The sequence below is a fragment of the Kluyvera sp. NPDC087067 genome (assembly GCF_044745165.1).
Taxonomy (GTDB): Bacteria; Pseudomonadota; Gammaproteobacteria; order Enterobacterales; family Enterobacteriaceae; genus Kluyvera.
In genome coordinates, this window is sequence record NZ_JBIUZS010000001.1 from 142,635 (window position 1) to 160,251 (window position 17,617).

The 17,617-nt window shown below is 55.3% G+C and carries 11 protein-coding genes; 8 read left to right on the top strand and 3 right to left on the bottom strand.

Going from position 1 to position 17,617, the window contains the following annotated elements; all coding sequences use genetic code 11:
- Nucleotide 1: 1 nt before the first annotated feature.
- The 3 genes from cydC to trxB all read right to left on the bottom strand — a co-directional run bounded on the left by cydC (nt 2) and on the right by trxB (nt 4,572).
- The gene (gene cydC / locus ACIPDS_RS00655) at nt 2-1,723 is read right to left on the bottom strand and encodes a cysteine/glutathione ABC transporter ATP-binding protein/permease CydC (protein ID WP_400731944.1); all 1,722 of its coding nucleotides are present in this window, start codon (nt 1,721-1,723) and stop codon (nt 2-4) included.
- Nucleotides 1,724-3,490, bottom strand: a complete 1,767-nt coding sequence (cydD, locus tag ACIPDS_RS00660) for a cysteine/glutathione ABC transporter permease/ATP-binding protein CydD (protein WP_400731946.1) — start codon at nt 3,488-3,490, stop codon at nt 1,724-1,726.
- Nucleotides 3,491-3,606: 116 nt separating this feature from the next.
- Complete coding sequence (gene trxB / locus ACIPDS_RS00665; RefSeq protein WP_166514419.1) at nt 3,607-4,572, bottom strand: thioredoxin-disulfide reductase; 966 nt, start codon at nt 4,570-4,572, stop codon at nt 3,607-3,609.
- A gap of 541 nt (nt 4,573-5,113) precedes the next feature.
- Between trxB and lrp the strand changes: the two genes are divergently transcribed.
- The 8 genes from lrp (at nt 5,114) to ACIPDS_RS00705 (ending at nt 17,544) form a co-directional block, all read left to right on the top strand.
- A complete protein-coding gene (gene lrp, locus ACIPDS_RS00670; RefSeq protein WP_000228473.1) occupies nt 5,114-5,608 on the top strand; it encodes a leucine-responsive transcriptional regulator Lrp in 495 nt (164 codons plus the stop codon).
- A 120-nt stretch (nt 5,609-5,728) separates the two neighbouring features.
- The gene (gene ftsK / locus ACIPDS_RS00675; RefSeq protein ID WP_400731948.1) at nt 5,729-9,925 is read left to right on the top strand and encodes a DNA translocase FtsK; all 4,197 of its coding nucleotides are present in this window, start codon (nt 5,729-5,731) and stop codon (nt 9,923-9,925) included.
- A gap of 122 nt (nt 9,926-10,047) precedes the next feature.
- Complete coding sequence (gene lolA / locus ACIPDS_RS00680; protein WP_166514417.1) at nt 10,048-10,659, top strand: outer membrane lipoprotein chaperone LolA; 612 nt, start codon at nt 10,048-10,050, stop codon at nt 10,657-10,659.
- A 9-nt stretch (nt 10,660-10,668) separates the two neighbouring features.
- The gene (rarA, locus tag ACIPDS_RS00685; RefSeq protein ID WP_400731949.1) at nt 10,669-12,012 is read left to right on the top strand and encodes a replication-associated recombination protein RarA; all 1,344 of its coding nucleotides are present in this window, start codon (nt 10,669-10,671) and stop codon (nt 12,010-12,012) included.
- 92 nt (nt 12,013-12,104) lie between these two features.
- Nucleotides 12,105-13,397 carry a serine--tRNA ligase gene (serS, locus tag ACIPDS_RS00690; RefSeq protein ID WP_166514415.1) on the top strand — a complete coding sequence of 431 codons (1,293 nt, stop codon included), beginning with the start codon at nt 12,105-12,107 and terminating at the stop codon, nt 13,395-13,397.
- A 209-nt stretch (nt 13,398-13,606) separates the two neighbouring features.
- The gene (gene dmsA, locus ACIPDS_RS00695; RefSeq protein WP_400731950.1) at nt 13,607-16,051 is read left to right on the top strand and encodes a dimethylsulfoxide reductase subunit A; all 2,445 of its coding nucleotides are present in this window, start codon (nt 13,607-13,609) and stop codon (nt 16,049-16,051) included.
- Between the two features lie 10 nt (nt 16,052-16,061).
- Nucleotides 16,062-16,679, top strand: coding sequence for a DMSO/selenate family reductase complex B subunit (locus ACIPDS_RS00700; protein ID WP_166514413.1), 618 nt, complete (start codon nt 16,062-16,064; stop codon nt 16,677-16,679).
- Between the two features lies 1 nt (nt 16,680).
- On the top strand, nt 16,681-17,544 hold the full coding sequence (locus ACIPDS_RS00705; RefSeq protein ID WP_400731952.1) for a dimethyl sulfoxide reductase anchor subunit family protein: 864 nt from the start codon (nt 16,681-16,683) through the stop codon (nt 17,542-17,544).
- Nucleotides 17,545-17,617 lie beyond the last annotated feature (73 nt).

A 17,617-nucleotide genomic window follows, 5' to 3' on the forward strand; every position in this document is an offset into this window, starting at 1 on the left:
CCTACAGACGCTGTTTAAACTGGTAGTAACGACCTTGTTTTGCCAGCAATTCTGAATGATTACCTTGCTCAATAATTTGCCCATTGTCCATGACAATTATCTGATTAAATCTTGCCAGGCCGCGCAGACGATGGGTGACCATTAACAGCGTTTTTTCACGCATCACGTCTGCCAGCAGTTCGAGAATCTGGCTTTCCGTGGTGGCGTCCAGACCTTCCGTAGGTTCGTCCAGCAGCATTAAGGGCGTATCGTGCAACAAGGCGCGGGCAATCCCCAGACGGCGTAATTCGCCCCCGGAAAGCTGACGACCACCTTCACCCAGCCAGCTGTTAAGACCAGTGTCTTCCAGCAGTTTTTCTAACCCGGTACGACGCAAAACCTGGCAAAGCATCTCGTCACTGGCCTGAGGTTTTGCCAGCAGGAGATTGTCACGCAGAGTGGCGCTAAACAGGTGTACACGCTGCGGCACCAGGCTCATGGTCTGACGAAGCGTTGGCTCATCAATGCTGCTAAGCGGTTTGTCGTTAAGCTGGATTTGGCCTTGCTGCGGATCCCAGGCGCGTGTCAGGAGCTGCAACAGCGTTGATTTACCGCAGCCGGTACGGCCGAGAATGGCGATATGTTCACCGGCGTTAATATGTAGCGAGAGATTATTCAGCGCAGGCTGCGACTGATCAGGATAGGTGAAGGAGACGTTTTCCAGCGTCAGCGCCACCTGCTCCGGGCGGGCGGTGGTTTGCTGCGGGAAGGTCACTTCAGGCTGCTGTTCAATAATCTGGCTGACGCGCAGCGCCGAGGCGATAACCTGACCCAGATGCTGGAACGCGCCGGTAACTGGAGCAAGCGCTTCGAACGCTGCCAGCGCGCAGAAGACAAACAGGGCGATAAGGGCGCCCGGCTGGGTATGTTCACCCACGCCGCCGGCCGCAAGCCACAACATGGCGACCACCGCCGCACCGCCGATAAGCAGCATCAGCGCCTGGGAAAGGGCGGTAAGTTCCGACTGGCGGCGCTGGGCATCGTGCCAGTTCAGCTCAGTCTGCTCCATCTGCTTGCGATAGCGCTGGCTGGCGTTGAAAATCGTCAACTCTGCTTGTCCCTGAAGCCAGCCGGTAAGCTGTTGGCGATATTGCCCACGCAGCGTAGTGAGCTGCTCGCCGGTGGGTTTGCCCGCGCGGTAAAACAGCGGCGGCAGAATGAACAGCGTCGCCAGCATGATGCCGCCAAGCGTGAGGGCGAGGCCCACGTCCAGGATGCTAAGCCCCGCGGTGACTACCAGAATGACCACCAGTGCACCAATGAGCGGAGAAATCACGCGCAGATAGAGGTGATCCAGTGTGTCGACATCCGCCACCATACGGTTTAGCAGCTCGCCTTGACGAAAACGCGCAAGCCCGGCAGGGGAGAGCGGCAACAGTTTACTGAATGTGAAAACGCGCAGGTGTTGCAGCACACGGAAGGTGGCATCGTGGCTGACCAGACGCTCGAAGTAGCGACCGGCGGTACGAACAATTGCCGCACCGCGCACGCCTGCGGCAGGCAGCATATAGTTGAAGGTGTAGGCGCCCGCAAAACCGACCACGGCCGATGCGGAAAGGAACCAGCCGGAGAGCGTCAGAAGCCCAATGCTGGCTAACAGTGTGATTATCGCCAACACGACGCCGAGGCTTAACAGCCATTTGTGGCGTTTATAGAGCGCCAGATAAGGCAGCAATGCGCGCATTTAAATCTCCTCCTGACGATTGGCCAGCAGGCTAGTGAACACGCCATTGGCCTCAACCAACTGTTGATACGTACCCTGTTCAATGATCTGACCGTTATCCATCACCCAGATAGCATCCCATTCGGCCAACCCTTCCAGTTGATGAGTGACCATCAGCGTGGTTTGTTGAGTCGACGCTTCGGTGAGGGCCTGCATCACCCGTTGCTCGCTATGGGCATCAAGGCTTGCGGCCGGTTCATCCAGCAGTAACAGGCGACACGGCGCTATCAGCGCGCGGGCAACCGCGACGCGTTGTGCCTGGCCGACGGACAAACGGGCGGACTGTTCGCCAACCGCGGTATCTACACCCTGCGGAAGCTGTGGCAGAAACTCGTTAACCCATGCTTTTTCAAGCGCGTTATTGAGTTCTTCTTCACTGGCGTCTGGATTTCCCAGCAGCACGTTGTCACGTAGCGTTGGCGCCGGAAGCTGCGGGTTTTGCCCAACCCAACTCATCAGGCGGTGCCAGCCTTCAGACTGGAGATGGCGCAGTTCAACGCCGTTAATCTGTAAAGACCCGCTGTAGGGTAAAAATCCAGCCAGCGCATTCAGCAACGTACTTTTCCCCGAACCGCTTTGCCCCACCAGCACCGCACGTTGCCCGGCGTCGAGGGTGAAGTTAAGCGGCCCAGCCAGCATTTTGCCTTCTGGCGAGGTGATAAACAGATCTTTAGCATGAAGTGTAACCGGCCCGCTGGTCTCGAGAATCTGCTCTCCCTGTTCAGGATGCGCCAGTGGGGCTTCAAGGAAGGTTTTCAGACTATCAGCGGCCCCCACGGCTTGGGCCTTGGCGTGGTAGAAAGTCCCTAAATCACGCAGCGGCTGGAAGAATTCAGGGGCCAGAATCAATGCCAGGAAGCCGGAGGACAGCGTGACCGCCATACCGTAGCTGCCAAAGTTCAGCTCGCCCAGATAAGAGAAGCCGAAGTAAACCGCGACCAGCGCAATGGAGAGCGAGGTAAAGAACTCGAGCACGCCGGATGACAAGAAGGCCAGACGCAGCACTTCCATGGTGCGATGACGAAAATCTTGCGAGGCTTCACGGATGCGGTCGGTTTCAGCCTCACCGCGCCCGAAAATGCGCAAGGTGTCCATGCCGCGTAAACGGTCGAGGAAATGGCCGCTCAGTCGCGCCAGCGCAAGGAAGTTCCGTCGGTTAGCATCGGCGGCACCCATGCCGACCAGCGCCATAAACATTGGAATGAGCGGGGCGGTGACCAGCAGGATCAATGCGGCGGCCCAGTTTGAGGGGAAGATAGCCGCCACAATTAACAGTGGCACGCAGGTCGCCAGCGCCATCTGTGGCAAATAGCGGGCGTAATAATCATGCATATCGTCAATTTGTTCGAGGATAAGCGTCGCCCAGCTACCGGCAGGCTTGCCCTGAATCCAGGCCGGGCCTGCTTGCTGGAGGCGATCCAGCACCTGACGACGGATCTCAAAGCGAATCTGTTGCCCGGCATGGAAACCGACGCGTTCGCGCAACCACACCACCCAGGCGCGCAGAATAAAAATCAGCACCAGTTGGATAAACGGCATCAGCAGGGCTTCTCGTGGAATATTCTCCATTATCATGTGATGAAGAATACGGGCCAGGAACCAGGCCTGGGCGATGATCAGTACACCGCTTGCGAAGCCGAGCAGGCGGGAGATCATCAACCAGCGGCGTGAGACAACGCTTTGCTGTTTGAGCCAGCGGGTGAGTTCTTGTTGGCGACTTTTATTCATTGGGCGCTTAGCAGGTGGATAATGGTTTCAGTTATGTGCGCGGCAATGTTACATCGCAGACAAAATAAAGGCGACTTATCGTCGCCTTTTTTACTTTTGTTACTGACTTGTAAAGATTATTTGCAAGCGTCGGCCAGACCGTCGAGATAACGCTCTGCATCCAGCGCGGCCATACAGCCGGTGCCCGCAGAGGTAATTGCCTGACGATAAATGTGGTCCATCACGTCACCCGCAGCAAAGACACCCGGAATGCTGGTCTGTGTCGCATTGCCATGAATACCGGACTGAACTTTGATGTAGCCGTTTTCCAGTTCCAGCTGACCCTGGAAAATGGCGGTGTTCGGGCTGTGACCGATAGCCACAAACAGACCGGCAACGTCCAGCGACTCAATATCATCGCTCTGGGTATCACGCAAACGCAGACCGCTCACGCCCATTTGATCGCCGGTAACTTCTTCCAGCGTACGGTTGGTGTGCAGGACGATATTGCCGCTTGCCACTTTATCCATCAGACGCTTAATGAGAATTTTTTCCGCGCGGAAAGAGTCGCGACGGTGAATCAGGTGCACTTCAGAGGCAATGTTCGACAGATACAGCGCTTCTTCAACCGCCGTATTGCCACCACCAATCACCGCCACTTTCTGGTTGCGGTAGAAGAATCCGTCACAGGTTGCGCAGGCGGAAACACCGCGTCCTTTAAAGGCTTCTTCGGAAGGGAGGCCCAGATAACGAGCAGAAGCGCCGGTAGCAATGATCAATGCATCGCAGGTGTACTCGCCGCTATCGCCAGTCAGACGGAAGGGACGGTTTTGCAGATCGACGCTGTGAATGTGATCGAAAAGAATTTCGGTTTCAAATTTGGTGGCATGCTCGTGCATGCGTTCCATCAGCAGCGGACCGGTCAGATCGTTCGGATCGCCTGGCCAGTTTTCCACTTCAGTGGTGGTGGTCAACTGACCGCCTTTTTCCAGACCGGTAATCAGTACCGGTTGCAGGTTTGCGCGTGCAGCATAGACCGCTGCGGTATATCCCGCAGGTCCTGAACCAAGGATTAACAACTTACTGTGTTTGGCCGTGCCCATGAGATCCCCATAATTGTTGGCAGACATTGGTCTGGATTGTAGGGAATTTGCAGACGTAAAAAAAGAGCGCTGCGATTTTGTTAACGATATGTGCAATAGAATATGCCGATTGATGCTTAATTTAACATCAAAAAACATAACTATTTCTACTGTCAGCAGGGGAGTTATAAGACGATTACATGTGAATCAAGCCCGGCTGATGATGAATATCTGGCATGTTGTACTAAAAAAAGATGTTTTGCTTTGACAATCACCTGTGCTTTTGCGACAACATTCAAGGAAGAAGAAAAGCAGTGTTTCGCGTGTGGTGAATTTTCATGCACGCAAATGCCATTTTTACCCGGTCACTGAAATCTACGTATGGCGTGGACAGACTTCATACGTGATGTCGGAGGGTGGCACCGGGGCTTCTCATACGCATACCCTGGGATATACGTCGTTGCAGCAACAACGGCGTATTGAAATCGGGATAAGGCTCTGAACAGTGAAGTGACACAGAGTCAAGACAGGAGTAGGGAAGGAATACAGAGAGACAATAATAATGGTAGATAGTAAAAAACGCCCTGGCAAAGATCTCGACCGCATTGACCGCAACATCCTGAATGAATTGCAAAAAGATGGGCGCATTTCGAACGTCGAGCTTTCCAAAAGAGTAGGACTTTCTCCGACCCCGTGCCTTGAGCGCGTACGTCGTCTGGAACGACAGGGTTTTATTCAGGGCTATACCGCGCTGCTGAACCCGCATTATCTGGATGCGTCGCTGCTGGTTTTTGTTGAGATTACTCTGAATCGTGGCGCCCCGGATGTGTTTGAACAATTTAATACCGCCGTACAAAAACTTGAAGAAATTCAAGAGTGTCACCTGGTTTCCGGTGATTTCGACTATTTGTTGAAAACCCGTGTACCTGATATGTCGGCTTACCGTAAGCTCCTTGGCGAGACTCTGCTACGCCTGCCAGGCGTCAATGACACCCGTACGTATGTCGTTATGGAAGAGGTCAAACAGAGTAATCGTCTGGTAATTAAGACCCGCTAAAACGGAACAGGTGCAAAATCAGCGTAGTTTGATTACACTCCTGTTAATCCATACAGCAACAGTGTCAGCGTAATCTGGCACTGTTGTCCGTTTTAGCATTTGGCACCTGGAGAGCCTTTCTTGAGCCAGGAATATACAGAAGACAAAGAAGTCAAACTTACAAAACTCAGCAGCGGACGCCGACTCCTTGAGGCGTTGCTCCTTTTATGCGCCATTTTTGCCGTCTGGTTGATGGCAGCATTACTGAGCTTTAATCCTTCCGATCCCAGCTGGTCTCAAACGGCCTGGCACGAGCCTATCCACAATTTGTGTGGCGCATCAGGCGCATGGCTTGCTGACACGCTGTTCTTTATCTTCGGCGTGATGGCTTACACCATTCCGGTGATCATTGTCGGCGGCTGCTGGTTTGCCTGGCGACACCGGGCAAGCGAAGACTACATCGACTATTTTGCCGTATCGTTACGCCTGATTGGCGTGCTGGCGATTATTCTCACCTCCTGTGGCCTGGCGGCTATTAACGCCGATGACATCTGGTATTTCGCTTCCGGTGGCGTTGTCGGCAGCCTGTTAAGCACGGCGTTACAACCGATGCTGCACAGCAGCGGCGGCACCATTGCACTATTGTGCATTTGGGCTGCGGGGTTAACGCTGTTTACCGGCTGGTCGTGGGTCAGCATTGCTGAAAAAATGGGCAGCTGGATCCTCAATATTCTGACGTTCGCCAGTAACCGCACTCGCCGTGATGATAGCTGGGTCGAAGAAGACGTCTACGAAGATGACGAATACGAAGAGGAAGGGGAGGCTACGTCGAAAGCATCCCGGGAATCTCGCCGTGCGCGTATCCTTCGCGGAGCACTGGCTCGACGTAAACGTATTGCCGAAAAATTCTCAAATCCAATGGGGCGCAAAACTGACGAAGCGCTGTTCTCAGGGCGCCGCATGGATGACCCTGAAGAGGCCGAGCGCTACGCAGCTAAAGCTGACCCTGACGATGTGCTGTTCTCTGGCGCCACTGCCGCGCGTGCGACACATTATGACGAGTTCGATCCGTTATTAAACGGCCATTCGGTGACTGAAGCCGCCCCTGTGGTCGCTCCGATAGTCACAGCCCCCGCCTGGACTGCCGACGCCGCGCAGCCAGCGACCATCCCAGACGTTGAGTGGCAGGCTGTTCCGCCGCCTGTGACCACAGAAACAAATATTGCTCCGACGCCTGAAGGGTGGCCGCCAACACCTCAGCCTGCTTACGATCCTCTGTTGGCCGCGCAGCCGCAGCAGCCTGTTTATCAGGAGCCGCAGTACGCGCAGCCGCAGCAGTCTGTATATCAGGAGCCGCAGTACGCGCAGCCGCAGCAGCCTGCATATCAGGAACCGCAGTACGCACAGTCGCAGCAGCCTGCATATCAAGAGCCGCAGTACGCACAGCCGCAGCAGCCTGTTTATCAGGAACCGCAGTACGCGCAGCCGCAGCAGCCTGCATATCAGGAGCCGCAGTACGCGCAGCCGCAGCAGCCTGTTTATCAGGAACCGCAGTACGCGCAGCCGCAGCAGCCTGCTTATCAGGAACCGCAGTACGCGCAGCCGCAGCAGCCTGCTTATCAGGAGCCGCAGTACGCGCAGCCACAGCAGCCTGTTTATCAGGAGCCGCAGTACGCTCAGCCACAGCAGCCTGTTTATCAGGAGCCGCAGTACGCGCAGCCACAGCAGCCTGTATATCAGGAACCGCAGTACGCACAGCCTCAGATTGTTGAACCGGCACCCGCAGCCGAACCTGAGCCGACTATTGCAGAAGAGGTGAAGCCCGCGCATCGCCCGCCTCTCTATTACTTCGAAGAAGTGGAAGAGAAACGCGCTCGTGAACGCGAGCAGCTGGCCGCGTGGTATCAGCCGATTCCTGAGCCTCTGGCACCCGTGGAACAGCAGGGCGTATTCCCGTCGAGCTCCACGCCGGTTTCGGTGCCTGAACCTACCGCAACCGTTGCCCCTATCGCCGCAAGCGTGCGCGATGCTTCTGTCGCTGCGGGTAGCGTAGCTGCTACTGCCGCCGCGGCTTCCGCGCCGTTATTCAGCCCAGCCGAAGGGCCGCGTCCTCAGGTTAAAGAAGGCATTGGCCCGAAATTGCCTGCGCCAAATCGCGTGCGTGTTCCTACGCGTCGTGAACTGGCGTCGTATGGTATTAAGCTGCCCTCCCAGCGTATGGCTGAAGAGCGGGCCGCGCGTGAAGCAGAGCGCTATCAAACTGACGATTCCGATAACCTCAACGATGATGAAGCCGATGCGCGACATCAGGATGCCCTAGCGCGTCAGTTTGCTGCCACCCAGCAGCAGCGTTACGGTGAAACAGATACGCAGCACGCTCAGTATGCAACTGAGGATGATGATGCGGATAACGTCGCGGAAGCAGAACTCGCGCGCCAGTTTGCTGCCTCGCAGCAGACACGCTACGCGAGTGAACAGCCGGATGGCGCGTACGCCTACACGGCCGATGATTTTGAATTCTCACCGATGAAAACATTGGTAGATGATACGCCGAAAGCGCCGTTATTTACGCCGAGCGTAATGCCAGAACCGGTTGCGCCAGCGCAGCCGCAGTACTCTCAGCAGCAGCCTCAGCACGCGCCGCAGCAGTTTGCTCAGCCGCAACAGCCGGTGCAACAGCCGGTGCAACAGCCGCAATATGCTCAGCCGCAGCAACCGGTGCACCAGCCCCAGGCGCCGCAGTATGCGCAACCGCAACACCCGGTTCAGCAGCCGGTTACGCCACCGCCGCAGGAGAGCCTGATTCACCCGCTGTTAATGCGTAACGGCGACGATCGTCCGCTACAACGTCCGACCACGCCGCTACCGTCGCTGGATCTTTTAACGCCACCGCCGACAGAAGTGGAACCGGTTGATACATTTGCGCTGGAACAGATGGCGCGTCTGGTGGAAACGCGGTTGGCAGACTATCGCATTAAAGCTGATGTCGTGAACTATTCACCGGGTCCGGTGATCACGCGCTTTGAATTGAACCTGGCTCCGGGCGTGAAAGCTGCACGTATCTCCAATCTCTCCCGCGACCTGGCACGTTCACTGTCGACCGTCGCTGTGCGCGTGGTTGAGGTGATTCCTGGTAAGCCATACGTGGGCCTGGAACTGCCGAACAAAAAACGTCAGACCGTTTATCTGCGTGAAGTGCTGGATTGCGAAAAATTCCGTGATAATCCGTCACCGCTGACCGTGGTATTGGGTAAAGACATTGCCGGTGAGCCGGTGGTGGCCGATCTTGCGAAAATGCCACACCTGCTGGTCGCTGGTACCACCGGTTCGGGTAAATCCGTCGGTGTCAACGCCATGATCCTCAGCATGCTTTATAAAGCGCAGCCGGAAGATGTGCGTTTCATCATGATCGACCCGAAAATGCTGGAACTGTCGGTATATGAAGGCATTCCGCATCTGCTGACTGAAGTTGTCACCGACATGAAAGATGCCGCCAACGCCCTGCGCTGGAGCGTCAATGAAATGGAACGTCGCTACAAGCTGATGTCAGCGTTGGGCGTACGTAACCTGGCCGGTTATAACGATAAAATCGCGGAAGCAGCCCGCATGGGACGTCCGATTCCAGACCCATACTGGAAACCGGGCGACAGCATGGATGCCACCCATCCGGTGCTGGAAAAACTGCCGTATATCGTTGTGCTAGTCGATGAATTTGCTGACCTGATGATGACCGTCGGGAAAAAAGTGGAAGAACTGATTGCACGTCTGGCGCAGAAAGCCCGTGCGGCCGGTATCCACCTGGTATTAGCGACTCAGCGTCCGTCGGTCGATGTTATCACTGGCCTGATTAAAGCGAACATTCCAACGCGTATTGCGTTTACGGTTTCCAGTAAAATCGACTCGCGTACCATTCTTGATCAGGGCGGCGCTGAATCATTACTGGGCATGGGTGACATGCTCTATGCGGCCCCTAACTCCAATACCCCGATTCGTGTCCACGGTGCATTCGTACGTGACCAGGAAGTGCATGCGGTTGTGCAGGACTGGAAAGCGCGCGGTCGCCCGCAATATATTGAAGGCATTACCTCCGATAGTGAAAGCGAAGGCGGTAACGGCGGTGGTTTTGACGGCGCAGAAGAGCTGGATCCGTTATTCGATCAGGCGGTGAACTTCGTGACGCAGAAACGCAAAGCTTCGATCTCAGGCGTACAGCGTCAGTTCCGTATCGGCTACAACCGCGCGGCGCGTATCATCGAGCAGATGGAAGCGCAGGGGATCGTCAGCGAACAGGGGCATAATGGTAACCGTGAGGTGCTAGCGCCACCGCCGTTTGATTGATTGCAAAGATCGGTAAATGAGTCAGAATTAAGCATATTCTTCTGTCACCGCACGAAATGGCATCATAGAGTGAGTGACAGAGGCTCTCCTGGCGGGAGCATGAGGCTATTTAAGGAATAACAATGAAAAAGTTCGCGATCACATGTGCATTACTTTCCAGCTTTGTTGTCAGCAGCGTATGGGCTGATGCCGCCGGTGACCTGAAAAACCGCCTGGATAAAGTCAGCAGCTTCCACGCCAGCTTTACCCAAAAAGTGACTGACGGTAGCGGCAACGCGGTACAGGACGGTCAGGGCGATCTGTGGGTAAAACGTCCCAATCTGTTCAACTGGCACATGACCCAGCCGGATGAAAGTGTTCTGGTTTCTGACGGCAAAACCTTGTGGTTCTACAACCCGTTCGTTGAACAGGCGACCGCGACGAATCTGAAAGATGCTACCGGCAACACGCCGTTTATGCTCATTGCGCGTAACCAGGCGAGTGACTGGCAGCAATATAATATCCAGCAAAATGGCGATGATTTTGTGCTGACGCCACGCGCCAGCAACGGTAATCTGAAAAAATTCACCATCAACGTTGGCCGTGATGGCACCATCCATCAGTTTAGCGCCATCGAACAGGACGATCAGCGCAGTAGCTACCAGCTGAAAACGCAGCAAAACGGCGCGGTTGACCCCTCTAAATTCACCTTTACACCGCCGCAGGGCGTGACGGTGGACGATCAGCGTAAGTAAGAGGCATGCGTGGGCAATTTGTCGCTCGATTTTTCTGATAATATCTTCCAACCTCTGGCCGCGCGTATGCGGCCAGAAAACTTAGCGCAGTATATCGGTCAACAGCATTTGCTGGCGGCCGGTAAACCGCTGCCGCGCGCCATCGAAGCCGGGCACCTTCACTCGATGATCCTCTGGGGGCCGCCGGGAACCGGCAAAACCACGCTTGCGGAGGTGATTGCGCGCTATGCTAACGCCGATGTTGAACGTATCTCCGCGGTCACCTCTGGCGTCAAAGAGATCCGTGAAGCCATCGAACGGGCGCGGCAAAACCGCAATGCCGGACGGCGGACGATTCTGTTCGTTGACGAAGTCCACCGCTTCAACAAAAGCCAGCAGGATGCCTTCCTGCCGCATATTGAAGACGGCACCATCACTTTTATCGGCGCCACCACCGAAAACCCATCGTTCGAGTTGAATTCCGCGTTGCTCTCCCGGGCGCGTGTCTATTTGTTAAAATCGCTAACCACCGAAGATATTGAGCAAGTGCTCACGCAGGCGATGGAAGACAAAGCTCGCGGCTATGGCGGGCAGGACATTATTCTGCCTGATGAAACCCGTCTTGCGATTGCGCAACTGGTGAACGGTGACGCTCGTCGGGCGCTGAACACCCTGGAAATGATGGCCGATATGGCCGAGCTGGAAGATGCCGGTAAGCGTGTACTGCAACCTCAACTGTTGACTGAAATCGCCGGCGAGCGCAGCGCGCGTTTTGATAACAAAGGCGATCGCTTCTACGACCTGATTTCGGCGTTACATAAATCCGTGCGCGGTAGCGCGCCGGATGCGGCACTCTACTGGTATGCCCGTATCATCAGCGCCGGTGGCGATCCGCTCTACGTGGCGCGACGCTGTCTGGCCATTGCCTCAGAAGATGTGGGCAATGCCGATCCGCGAGCAATGCAGGTGGCCATTTCGGCCTGGGACTGCTTTACTCGCGTTGGCCCCGCAGAAGGGGAACGCGCTATCGCTCAGGCGATTGTCTATCTGGCCTGTGCTCCGAAGAGTAACGCGGTGTACACCGCGTTTAAAGCGGCGATGGCCGACGCTCGTGATCGCCCGGATTACGACGTTCCGGTTCATCTGCGTAATGCGCCAACAAAATTGATGAAAGAGATGGGCTACGGGCAGGAATATCGCTACGCCCATGATGAGCCAAATGCGTACGCCGCGGGTGAAGAGTATTTTCCCAGCGAGATGGCGCAAACTCGCTATTATCATCCGACAAAACGGGGTCTTGAAGGCAAGATTGGCGAAAAGCTCGCCTGGCTTGCTGAACAGGATCAAAATAGCCACACAAAACGCTACCGCTAGCGCAGGCGTTGCGGTAATGTTGTCGATGTACCTCTGTGACCGCGGGCTGCGGTCACATACTCCACTTTCAATTCGATAAGCATAGGATAAGCATGCTCGATCCCAATCTGCTGCGCACAGAGCCAGACGCAGTCGCAGAAAAACTGGCACGCCGGGGCTTTAAGCTGGATGTAGATAAACTTCGCGCTCTTGAAGAGCGTCGTAAAGTACTGCAGGTAGAAACTGAAAATCTGCAGGCAGAGCGTAACTCGCGATCGAAATCCATCGGCCAGGCGAAAGCACGCGGGGAAGACATTGAGCCTTTACGCCTGGAAGTGAATAAACTCGGCGAACAACTTGATGCCGCGAAAGCTGAACTGGACGTTCTGCTGGCGGAAATCCGCGATATTGCGCTGGCGATCCCGAACGTTCCACACGACGATGCACCGGTAGGCCGTGACGAAAATGACAACGTCGAAGTCAGCCGCTGGGGCACCCCGCGTGAATTTGACTTTGAAGTGCGTGACCACGTGACGCTTGGCGAAATGCATAGCGGTCTGGATTTTGCCGCTGCCGTTAAGCTGACCGGTTCACGTTTTGTTGTCATGAAAGGCCAGATCGCCCGTATGCACCGCGCGCTGGCGCAGTTCATGCTGGATCTGCACACCGAGCAGCACGGCTATAGTGAAAACTATGTGCCTTACCTGGTTAACCAGGACACGCTGTACGGTACGGGTCAGCTGCCGAAATTTGCCGGCGATCTGTTCCACACGCGTCCGCTGGAAGAAGAGTCTGACAGCAGCAACTACGCGCTGATCCCAACGGCGGAAGTGCCGCTGACGAACCTGGTACGCGATGAAATCATCGACGAAGACGACCTGCCAATCAAAATGACCGCGCATACGCCGTGCTTCCGTTCTGAAGCCGGTTCTTACGGTCGTGATACCCGTGGTCTGATTCGTATGCACCAGTTCGACAAAGTTGAGATGGTGCAGATTGTTCGCCCGGAAGATTCGATGACGGCGCTGGAAGAGATGACCGGTCACGCGGAAAAAGTGCTGCAATTGCTGGGCCTGCCGTACCGTAAAATCATTCTGTGTACCGGCGACATGGGCTTTAGCGCATGCAAAACCTACGATCTTGAAGTCTGGGTTCCGGCGCAGAACACCTACCGCGAAATTTCTTCATGCTCCAACGTCGGCGATTTCCAGGCACGTCGTATGCAGGCTCGCTGCCGCAGCAAGTCTGACAAGAAAACGCGTCTGGTCCATACCCTGAACGGGTCTGGTCTGGCAGTTGGCCGTACGCTGGTCGCCGTGCTGGAAAACTATCAGCAGGCAGATGGTCGCATTGAAGTACCAGAGGTACTGCGTCCTTACATGAACGGTCTGGAATTTATCGGTTAATCCTCATTTTTACCGATCGTTTAGAAAAAAGCGCCGCAAGGCGCTTTTTTTATATCTCATATTGATACTGAACAATACCTCTCCTGGTAGAACGTTTAATACTCCCTTCTAAGTAACACCAGCATATAAAACTACAATAACAGAATTTCGTTATATATAAATCTATATAACGATCAATGTTTTCAATGTCAGCAACGAAGTGAGTATCCATGAAAACTGAAATCCCCGATGCTTTACTGGCAGCCGAGGTCAGCCGTCGTGGTTTGATGAAAACGACGGCGATAGGCGGACTGGCAGTGGCCAGCAGCGCATTAACGCTTCCCTTCAGCCGTATCGTCAGCGCCGCAGAAGTCATTGCCCCAACTAACGCCGTCGAGCGTGTGACCTGGAGCGCCTGTACGGTTAACTGTGGCAGCCGCTGCCCGCTGCGCATGCATGTTGTCGATGGCGAGATTAAATACGTCGAAACCGATAACACCGGTGATGATGACTACGATGGTCTGCATCAGGTTCGTGCCTGCCTGCGCGGTCGCTCTATGCGTCGTCGCGTCTATAACCCAGACCGTCTGAAGTACCCAATGAAACGCGTGGGTAAACGTGGTGAAGGAAAATTCGAGCGTATTAGCTGGGAAGAGGCCTTTGACACCATTACCGACAACATGAAGCGTTTAATCAAAGACTACGGTAATGAATCCATTTATCTCAACTATGGTACCGGCACGCTTGGCGGGACGTTAACCCGCTCCTGGCCGCCGGGAAAAACGCTGATTGCGCGTTTGATGAACTGCTGCGGCGGTTATCTGAACCATTATGGTGACTACTCTTCTGCCCAGATTGCTGAAGGGCTGAACTATACCTACGGCGGTTGGGCTGACGGTAATAGCCCGTCTGATATTGAAAACAGTAAGCTGGTGGTGCTGTTTGGTAATAACCCTGGCGAAACGCGAATGAGCGGCGGCGGGGTCACTTATTATCTGGAGCAGGCGCGTCAGAAATCCAATGCGCGCATGATTATCATCGATCCGCGCTACACCGATACCGGTGCGGGGCGTGAAGATGAATGGATCCCAATTCGTCCAGGCACCGACGCCGCGCTGGTGTCCGCGCTGGCATGGGTAATGATTAACGAGAACCTGGTCGATCAGGCGTTCCTCGATAAATATTGCGTCGGTTATGACGAGAAAACCCTGCCGGAAGGTGCACCGGCGAACGGTCACTATAAGGCTTATATCCTGGGCCAGGGCAGTGATGCGACGGCGAAAACGCCGGAGTGGGCCTCCACCATTACCGGAATTCCGGCTGACCGCATCGTGAAGCTCGCGCGTGAAATTGGCAGCGCAAAACCGGCCTACATTTCTCAGGGTTGGGGGCCGCAGCGTCACGCTAACGGTGAAATCGCTACGCGTGCCATTTCCATGCTGTCGATTCTGACCGGCAACGTCGGGATTCACGGCGGCAACAGTGGCGCGCGCGAAGGCTCCTATCAGGTGCCGTTTGAGCGTATGCCAACGCTTGAAAACCCCGTTGAAACCAGTATCTCCATGTTTATGTGGACCGATGCTATCGTTCGCGGGCCGGAAATGACGGCGCTGCGCGACGGTGTGCGCGGCAAAGACAAGCTGGACGTGCCGATCAAAATGATCTGGAACTATGCCGGTAACTGTCTGATTAACCAGCACTCTGAAATCAACCGCACCCATGAAATCCTGCAGGACGATAAGAAATGCGAAATGATTGTGGTGATTGACTGCCACATGACGTCGTCTGCGAAATATGCCGATATCCTGCTGCCAGATTGCACCGCATCTGAACAGATGGACTTCGCGATGGATGCCTCCTGCGGCAACATGTCCTACGTTATCTTCACCGATCAGGTGATAAAGCCACGCTTTGAGTGCAAAACGATTTATGACATGACCACCGAGCTTGCGAAACGCATGGGCGTTGAGCAACAGTTCACTGAAGGGCGTACGCAGGAAGGCTGGATGCGTCATCTGCACGAACTTTCTCGTAAAGCCGTGCCGGAGTTGCCTGATTTCGATACCTTCCGCAAGCAGGGGATCTTCAAGCAGCGCGACCCAGAAGGTCATCACGTCGCTTATAAAGCCTTCCGCGAAGACCCGCAGGCCAATCCATTGACCACGCCGTCGGGCAAAATTGAGATCTACTCACAGGACCTGGCGAAAATCGCGGCGACCTGGGAGATAGCGGAAGGTGATGTCATCGATCCGTTACCTATCTACACCCCGGGCTTTGAAAACTACAACGATCCGCTGGCGGAAAAATACCCGCTCCAGCTGACCGGTTTCCACTACAAGGCTCGCGTGCACTCTACCTACGGCAACGTTGATGTCCTTAAAGCATCTTGCCGTCAGGAAATGTGGATCAACCCAATTGATGCGAAGAAACGTGGCATTGCTAATGGCGATCGCATTCGTATCTTCAACGACCGTGGTGAAGTCCATATTGAAGCCAAAGTGACACCGCGCATGATGCCGGGCATCGTCGCGTTGGGTGAGGGCGCCTGGTACAACCCGGATGCGGGACGTATCGATCAGGCCGGCTCTATCAACGTGCTGACGACCCAGCGCCCATCGCCGCTGGCGAAAGGTAACCCATCGCATACCAACCTTGTTCAGGTTGAGAAGGTGTAAGGAATAATCGATGACCACGCAATATGGCTTTTTTATTGACTCGGCACGTTGCACTGGTTGCAAAACCTGTGAACTGGCCTGTAAAGATTTCAAGAACTTAACCCCGGACGTCAGCTTCCGTCGTATTTACGAATACGCGGGCGGCGACTGGCAGGAAGATAACGGCGTCTGGAATCAGAACGTCTTTGCCTACTACCTGTCGATTGCCTGTAACCACTGCGAAGATCCGGCCTGCACCAAGGTCTGTCCGAGCGGCGCGATGCACAAACGCGAAGACGGTTTCGTGGTGGTAAACGAGGACGTCTGTATCGGCTGTCGCTATTGCCATATGGCCTGCCCATACGGCGCGCCGCAGTACAACGAAGCAAAAGGTCATATGACTAAATGCGACGGCTGCCATGAGCGCGTGGCGGACGGCAAGAAACCCATTTGCGTCGAATCCTGCCCGCTGCGTGCGCTGGACTTTGGCCCGATTGAAGAGCTGCGTAAAAAGCACGGGACGCTGGCGGCGGTAGCGCCACTGCCGTCTGCGCATTTCACCAGACCGAGCATTGTGATCAAACCAAACGCCAATGCACGTCCGTGCGGCGACACCACTGGCTATCTGGCCAACCCGAAGGAGGTGTGAGATGGGAAGTGGATGGCATGAATGGCCGCTGATGATTTTCACGGTCTTAGGGCAGTGTGTGGCCGGAGGATTTATCGTTCTGGCGCTGGCGCTGATGAAAGGGCAGCTGTCGCGTGAGCAGCAGCAGCGGGTGGTGGTAAGCATGTTTGCGCTGTGGGTGCTGATGGGGATTGGTTTTATCGCCTCCATTCTGCACTTAGGCTCACCGATGCGCGCCTTTAACTCGCTTAACCGTATCGGCGCTTCGTCGCTGAGTAACGAAATTGCCAGCGGTTCAATCTTCTTTGCCGTGGGCGGGATTGGCTGGCTGCTGGCGGTGACGAATAAGCTCTCCTGTGCGTTACGCAGCCTGTGGCTAGTGGTGACAGCGGTGCTGGGGGTGGTCTTCGTGTGGATGATGGTGCGCGTGTATAACACCATCGACACCGTGCCGACCTGGTACACGGTCTGGACGCCGCTCTCGTTCTTCCTGACGCTGTTTATCGGCGGCCCGCTTCTGGGTTACCTGCTGCTGAGCTGGGCGCGAGTGGAAGGCTGGGCGCTGCGTCTTCTGCCGGTAGTGAGCCTGGCGGCGCTGGCGGTGAGCGTGGTGGTGTCCCTGATGCAGGGCGTTGAGCTGGCCGCAATTCACAGCTCAATTCAGCAGGCATCCGCGCTGGTGCCGGACTATGGTTCGCTGATGGCATGGCGCGTGGTGGCCATTGCGCTGGCGCTGGTGTGCTGGGTGGTGCCGCAGCTTAAAGGCTATCAGCCTGCGCTGCCGCTGCTGAGCCTGGCGTTCGTGCTGGTGCTGGTGGGTGAGCTGATTGGCCGCGGCGTGTTCTACGGTCTGCATATGACCGTCGGCATGGCGGTCGCAAGTTAAATTGAAAGCCGGAATAATTTCCGGCTTTTTTTATCACCAGGCAAGGATGTATAGGGGGAAAAATGTCAGATGA